This window comes from Oceanobacter sp. 3_MG-2023 (genome assembly GCF_030688925.1).
Classification (GTDB): Bacteria; Pseudomonadota; Gammaproteobacteria; order Pseudomonadales; family Oceanobacteraceae; genus Oceanobacter.
The window spans coordinates 225,130-232,179 of sequence record NZ_JAUYVX010000005.1 but is presented as its reverse complement, the minus strand read 5'-3'; the positions used below and the strand labels follow the sequence as shown (position 1 = coordinate 232,179).

The following is a 7,050-nucleotide window of genomic DNA, read 5'->3' as shown; positions in this document are numbered from 1 at the left end:
ACAATAGAGCTGTGGAACCACCTGAATCCATCCCGAACTCAGAAGTGAAACGCAGCATCGCCGATGGTAGTGTGGGGTTTCCCCATGTGAGAGTAGGTCATCGTCAAGCTCTTAAACGAAATCCCCCGTCCTGTTATGCAGGGCGGGGTTTTTTTATGCCTGTGAGATACTGACGGTTGGGCTGTGCGGAAGGTACGATAGCATCGTATAATGATCCGTTACGTTGTACCTATTCGGGAGATTTCCATGAGTCAGCCAGATCGTTTGGTCATATTTGATACTACTATGCGCGATGGCGAGCAGAGCCCCGGCGCGTCCATGACCAAAGAAGAAAAGGTCCGCATCGGCAAAGCGCTGGAAAAAATGCGAGTGGATGTCATCGAAGCAGGTTTTGCGGCCGCCAGCCCAGGAGACTTTGCCTCAATTGAAGCGGTTGCCCAGGCCGTGCGTGAAAGCACTGTTTGCAGCCTGGCCCGCGCGATAGATAACGATATTGAACGGGCTGCGGCTTCGCTACAAAAAGCAGAGCGTGCCCGTATCCACACGTTTATTGCAACATCCCCCATTCATATGCAGTACAAGCTGCGTATGCAGCCTGACCAGGTGGTAGAGCAGGCCGTATATGCGGTGAAAAAAGCCCGTAATCTGGTAGCTGATGTTGAGTTCTCCTGTGAAGATGCCGGGCGTTCCGAGATCGACTTTCTCTGCCGGATTATTGAGGCCGCCATTAATGCTGGTGCACGTACAATCAATATTCCAGACACGGTTGGTTATGCAATTCCTGAAGAATTCGGCGCTACCATCAAGACCTTGCTGCAGCGTATTCCCAACGCCGACAAGGCGATCTTTTCCGTGCATTGTCACAACGACCTGGGTTTGGCGGTTGCCAACTCGTTGGCTGCAGTTGCCAATGGTGCTCGCCAGGTAGAGTGCACAATCAATGGTCTGGGTGAGCGTGCAGGTAACGCGGCTCTGGAAGAAATCGTTATGGCGACCCGTACCCGTCAGGACCTGTTTAATATCACTACCGGTCTGGATACCAGCCATATTGTACCGACTTCCCGTTTGGTCTCATCTATCACGGGTTTCCCGGTACAGCCGAACAAAGCTATTGTGGGCGCCAATGCATTTGCGCATGAGTCGGGCATTCACCAGGATGGCGTTCTCAAGCATCGTGAAACCTATGAAATCATGAAAGCAGAAGACGTCGGTTGGGGTGCCAATAAAATGGTTATGGGCAAACATTCTGGCCGTGCCGCTTTCCGCAGTCGTCTTGAAGAACTGGGGATCAACTTTGATTCGGATGTGGCGTTTAATGAGGCCTTTGTCCGTTTTAAAGATCTGGCGGATAAAAAACACGAAATTTTCGACGAAGATTTGCAAGCACTGGTAAGCGAAGCGGCAGCGGATGCTGCACCGGATATCTACAAACTGGTAACTCTGGAAAGCCGCTCAGCGACAGGTACTACGCCGGTTACGTCTCTGGTCGTCAGTCGGGAGGGTATTGAACACTCCAGTACCAGTGAAGGTTCTGGTCCAGTGGATGCTGCCTTGAAAGCCATTGAACAAGTGGTGGAGTCCGGGGCCAATTTGCTGTTGTACTCTGTGAATAATATTACCAAGGGCACAGATTCCCAGGGTGAGGTCACCGTTCGCCTGGAAAAAGGTGGCCGTATTGTTAATGGTAGCGGTGCCGACACCGATATCGTTGTCGCTTCGGCCAAGGCCTATATTCACGCACTGAATTTGCTCTTCTCTGGACTGGATCGTCAACATCCGCAAACTGACGGTGTCTGATTCTCATGCGTGAAGCGGTACGCTGTCAGTATTTGAAAGCGATGGGGATTCCGGTCTGGGTACCCAGAGATGAACTTCCCCATGCCGCTCCAAGTCAGTTATTGCCCTGGCTTGGTGAGCAACATGGCCCACATGGTAGTGAACTGCCAGTGGACCACTTGCCCAATTACCGGAATGCGGAAGATCACCCGGAAGGTGGGCACTTTGCTGCCGAACTGCTGGATCATCGCGGCAACACCACGACACGTGTGGCGGTGGATGCTGCGGTCGTCAGTAATCGTGACTCTGTTGCGCCAGCAGCCACCGCTTTGACTGACTTGCCAACCTCTCCTCCTGATTCACTGGTTAAACCAGAAACAGCGGTAGCTGAACCACTGGTAGTCGCTGATCTGACACCGCCTCGTTTTGAGTTACATTTTATCGCGACGGGTAATGGCACAATCTGGGTCTGTGACCGTCAGGAACAGCTTCCGGCGCTGCAAGCGTTTGCCTGGCAAGTAGGGATTGGCATGAAGTGGTCGCCTGAGCAAGGCAGTCCGCTTTCTTTTCGCTGGCCCTTTATCGAACATGGCCAGGAAGACCAGAGCAGTGCGGTAGCTGAACAGGCATTACGGGCGCAATGGCAATTTTTTGTACATCATGGCGGCCGCCATGTTATTGGTTTTGGCAGTAATACCCGGCAGTGGCTGACGCGAATTCAGGTGCCTGGCTGTTATCAGGACGATGACGTCGTTACCGTGATGAGTTGTGCCGAACGGAAAAAACAATTGTGGTTGGCATTATTAAATCTGCCCATGGAGCAACAATGAATAGTCATGGCGCCTGTCTTGTCTCAGCTGGCCCGGATGATCTGGAAGCGGTTATGGCCATTGAGCAGCGTTGCCAGTCTCATCCCTGGAGCCGTGAGGTGATGTTACGCTACCTGAGTAAAGAGCATGTGGTGTGGCGACTGGAGCTGGGTGGCACCTTGATTGGTTTTGCCGTTGTCACTCAGATAGCGGGAGAGGCGGAGTTGCTGGATATCGCAATTGATCCTGACTATCAAGGGCGAGGCTTTGGCCAACAATTATTACAACGATTGCTGGATGACGTTGGCAGCAAGGGGAATGAGCGCATGTTTCTGGAAGTACGTGCCAGCAATATGCCAGCAATAGCTGTTTATGAAAAACTGGGGTTCTGCCAGATTGGTGTTCGGCGCAATTATTATCCAGCCAAGATCGGACGGGAAGATGCTCTGATGTATTGCCAGGAATTGTTCCAATAATCGATAGCAGGAGCTATTACCATGAGCCCGACTCTACCAGACTGGCTACTGGGGTTGATGTCATTGGTCAGCCTTGGACTGTTGGGCTGGAGTATTTATAGTTATCGTTGGTCAGCACTGATTGAGCATCGTCCAGCCCAGCACCTGTTTTTTGGCAGCGTACTGGTGATGGTTCTTTTCTGGCAGGCGAAAGCCGGTATTTTGCCAGGGTTGGGTTTTCATATACTGGCACTGACGTCTGTAACTCTGATGATGGGCTGGCGTCTGGCTTTGGTCGCAACGGCCATGATGCAACTGGTGCTGGCCTTGTCTGGGCAATTTGAATGGCAGACACTGGGCTACCATTATCTGATTCAGACGGCTCTGCCCATTGGTTTTACCTATGGTTTTTATTCTCTGGTGTACCTGCGTCTGCCCCATAATCCATTTATTTATATTCTTGTCGCGGGTTTTCTCAATGCCGGAGTGACCCATGCTTTTCTGGATCTTCTGCAAAGCGCCATTTATGCACTCAGTGGTACTTATACGGTGGATAAGATCTGGCATGACTACTTGCGCTATTTGCCATTGATGATGTTTCCGGAAGGAGTGGTGAATGGCATGTTTATTTCTGGCATGGTCGCTTTCCATACCGAATGGCTAAGTACCTTTAACGAAGAGTCTTATTTCAAATAGATGGTTGATGCACTGTCATCCCGAACCGTTCACCCCGCTGTGTAGGCAACCGCCCTCATTTCCGCACCTGATGGCTCGCCGAGCCAGAATCATTGCAATTTTTGATGAAATCATGACCAATCAATTACTAAACACTTGGTCTGAAAATTGTTCTATTTGTAATAAAAAAGTATGAATCGCGCCGCAATATTGAACCGTTATGGTGTACGGTAATTTTCCATATCCAATGGCTCGACCAGGGTCCCAAGCGTTGTAACAGAGTAGATGACGCCAGGGTTTGGCCAGAAATTAGGCGCTGTGTTGCTGCGGCCGAATGTTAATGCTGATTTCCCCTTGTTCTGTTTCTCGCTTTGTCGCTGCCTTGCACCGTCTGGTTGCCCTTGATCTTGACCAGTCTTGGGCCAAGGCGAAGAAAAATCAGCAGGCTACTGGTGTTCGGCATACTCAGAAGGTTCAGAGTGAATCAGCTGGCCTGGTTTCAGAAAGATTATCGCATCAAACAACCGATATTAGAGGCACATCTATGATTGGACAAAACCGGATGGGGATAGTCGCAGGGATCATACTCTCGGTATTTTCTTGTGTAGCGCCAGCCGCTGAAAAAATCACCTTACTTACAGAACAGTATCCGCCCTATAACATGAGCATGACGGTGCAGGGGTATGCCCATAAATCTGAAGACATTGGTGGTTTATGCACCGACATCATACGAGCCACTTTTGCCAAGGCGGGTATTGAATACCGCATGAAGCTGCGTAACTGGAGCTATGGTATGGATCGTGTCCAGCGTCGCGTTAACCACGGTTTGTTCTGTACGGTACGTACCGAAGAGCGGGAGTCGGTATTCAAGTGGGTCGGCCCGATTACGACTATGAAGGTCGCATTGATGGCGAAAGGGGATTCGGGCATCAAGCTGAATCGGCTGTCGGATGCCCGACGATATACGATTGGCGGTTATAAGGGAGATGCGTTTACCGGCCAAATGGTTTCTGAAGGCATGAATGTATCCATTGCCAGCGATGACATGGCCAATCCGTTGCGCTTGCAGAATGGCTCGATTGATTTGTGGGTAACCGATGTGTTGGCTGGTCCCTACAAGGCTTCCGAAGCTGGGGATCTGGATGAATTAAAGATAGCGCTGGAATTAAAATCGTCCCCTGTGTACTTGGCGTTTAATACCGAGACAGACGACGAGATTCTCCAGAGCCTGCAAAATGCCCTTGGCAGCTTAAAGGAAGACGGCACCATTACCGCACTGGAACATCAGTACGGCCTCTGAAATTGACCATCTCCCCAGGATTACCTGGGGGCGTACTTCTGTAATTTTCGCTGTAGTGTGCGGCGGTGCATATTCAATGCCCTGGCGGTTGCGGATACATTGCCGTCATGTTCATTCAGTACTCGCTGGATGTGCTCCCACTCTAATTGATCCACTGACATCACCTGTGCCGGTTCGCTGCAGCTATCGACTGGATGGGAGCTGTTGTTGTCTTTGAAGGCAGCGACCAGCTCTTGCAGGGTAACGGGCTTGTGCAGGTAATTGTGTGCACCCAATTTGATGGCTTCTACCGCTGTCGCGATACTGGCATAACCGGTGAGCATAACGATGGTCAGCTCCGGCTGTTGTTGCAGTAATCGGGGAATCAGGGTCAGGCCGGATTCTTGCTCCATCCGTAAATCCAGAGTCGCCCATTGTGGCTGGAAACTGGTTTGAGCAGCCAGTGCTTCATTGCTGTTGTGTGCCGGTCGGGCGCTGAATCCCTGTCGCTCCAGACTGCGGCACAAGACCTGGCTGAAATGCAGATCATCGTCAATCACCAGTATGCGAGGAAGAGACTGGGTCGAGGTCATGATTGTGGCTCCGGTAAAAAGGAAATCGGCAAGCTGAGCGTGCAACGGCTGCCACCGTCAGGCAGGGCTTGTAGTTCAATATTGCCGCCAAATTGCTCAACGCTGGCGTTACTGAGGTACAGGCCAATCCCCAGCCCGGTCTGCTTGCTGCTGTTGTATGGTGAGTAACGGCTCAGGGAAGCGGCGGCGTGGGGATCAGGCTGGATAATATCCAGCATCCAATAACCTTGTTGTTCCCTGGCCTGGAGTTCGATGGGTTGTTGGCCTGCTTCGGCAGCATTGTTCAGCAGGTTTAATAACGCCTGGTCCAGCAGTGGGGAGGTATGAATCAGCGCCGAGCCATGGTGTTCAAATGGCTGCCATACCGCGTTGGGCTGGCTCAGTTGCCAGCGCTGTAGCTGGCTTTCGAGCCAGTCGCTGGCGAGTTGTTGTCGTGCATCACGGGCTTCACGTCCCTGTCGAGCCAGTTCCTGTAACGAATGCTGGCAACGATTCACCTGCTCCCGCAGCAAGGACAGATCCGGTTCGATCTCTGCTGCGGTCTGGCTATCGATCAGGTCGTCGAGCAGCATTCCCATGGTCATCAATGGCGTGCCCATTTCGTGAGCAGTACCGGCAGCCAGTGTACCGATCCCCACCAGCTGTTCGTTTTTGAGCTGTTGCTCCCGCAGTTGCTGGATTTCCTGCTGCTGGCGCTGGCGGGTTCGGATCAGTTGTGGAATCAGCGTCACCAGAATCAGCGCACTGAGCACAAAGGTGAGCCACATCCCCGACAAGTGCCAGTCGACCAGCGATACGCTGCTCATCGCGTGGCCATGGTGCAATAACAACGGCTGATACCAGATACTGAGCAAACTGTAGTCGGCGACACATAATGCTGTCATCCAAATGGCCAGTATCCAGGGTAAGCCATAACTGGCGAGCACCAGCAGTACCAGAAAGTAAGAAATGAGCGGATTGGTGGCGCCACCGGTAAAAAACAGCAGTCCGGTAAATAACTGACACTCCAGTGACAGGTGTAAAAACAGCTGCCAGTCCTGGATGGCCCCTTGAGTGACTTGCCACTGACTGAAGACCTGCAGCGGTAAATACAGCGCCAGCAGTACCCAGGCAGCCTCCAGATTGGCGACACCTTGCGAGTGCAGATAACTCAGAAATAACAGCCATACCGTTGCGATGGCCAGCTGCAGCAGGGCCAGTCGCTGCAGTACCTGATTGAGTCCGGAAGAGGGAGAAGCCAGCGAGCGCATGAATAAAGCGGTGTCCAAGGGTAATCGGCCGTCAGTATAAGGGATTCTGTCTGGCTTGATTCTACCCGGGATGATCTGCCCTGCGTTATTTGGTCGCAGTGTATATGAATGGCCATGCGCCTATCGAGGTGTCTGCACCCATCATTATCCCGCAATTGGCACAATCATCTGCCTTCGTTTGCGAGTACAGTGCGTCTCTATTTTAGATTTGTG

The 7,050-nt window shown here is 51.9% G+C and carries 7 protein-coding genes and 1 rRNA gene; 6 read left to right on the top strand and 2 right to left on the bottom strand.

Annotated elements, in window-relative coordinates:
- The 6 genes from rrf to Q8W32_RS06935 form a co-directional block, all read left to right on the top strand.
- A 5S ribosomal RNA gene (gene rrf / locus Q8W32_RS06960) occupies nt 1-109 on the top strand; the annotation flags it as partial.
- Nucleotides 110-246: 137 nt separating this feature from the next.
- Nucleotides 247-1,797, top strand: coding sequence for a 2-isopropylmalate synthase (locus Q8W32_RS06955; RefSeq protein WP_303432737.1), 1,551 nt, complete (start codon nt 247-249; stop codon nt 1,795-1,797).
- 5 nt (nt 1,798-1,802) lie between these two features.
- The gene (locus Q8W32_RS06950) at nt 1,803-2,606 is read left to right on the top strand and encodes a hypothetical protein (protein WP_305414300.1); all 804 of its coding nucleotides are present in this window, start codon (nt 1,803-1,805) and stop codon (nt 2,604-2,606) included.
- A complete protein-coding gene (gene rimI / locus Q8W32_RS06945) occupies nt 2,603-3,061 on the top strand; it encodes a ribosomal protein S18-alanine N-acetyltransferase (protein ID WP_305414299.1) in 459 nt (152 codons plus the stop codon). The genes Q8W32_RS06950 and rimI overlap by 4 nt, the downstream gene beginning before the upstream one ends.
- Before the next feature lie 21 nt (nt 3,062-3,082).
- On the top strand, nt 3,083-3,736 hold the full coding sequence (locus Q8W32_RS06940; protein ID WP_305414298.1) for an energy-coupling factor ABC transporter permease: 654 nt from the start codon (nt 3,083-3,085) through the stop codon (nt 3,734-3,736).
- Between the two features lie 319 nt (nt 3,737-4,055).
- Nucleotides 4,056-5,015 (top strand): ABC transporter substrate-binding protein, encoded by a 960-nt coding sequence (locus Q8W32_RS06935; RefSeq protein ID WP_305414296.1) that lies wholly within the window; start codon nt 4,056-4,058, stop codon nt 5,013-5,015.
- A 20-nt stretch (nt 5,016-5,035) separates the two neighbouring features.
- Here Q8W32_RS06935 and Q8W32_RS06930 read toward each other — a convergent pair whose 3' ends face one another.
- Nucleotides 5,036-5,587: a response regulator transcription factor gene (locus Q8W32_RS06930; RefSeq protein ID WP_303432730.1), complete on the bottom strand. Its 552-nt coding sequence runs from the start codon at nt 5,585-5,587 to the stop codon at nt 5,036-5,038.
- Nucleotides 5,584-6,855 (bottom strand): ATP-binding protein, encoded by a 1,272-nt coding sequence (locus Q8W32_RS06925; protein WP_305414295.1) that lies wholly within the window; start codon nt 6,853-6,855, stop codon nt 5,584-5,586. The genes Q8W32_RS06930 and Q8W32_RS06925 overlap by 4 nt, the downstream gene beginning before the upstream one ends.
- Nucleotides 6,856-7,050 lie beyond the last annotated feature (195 nt).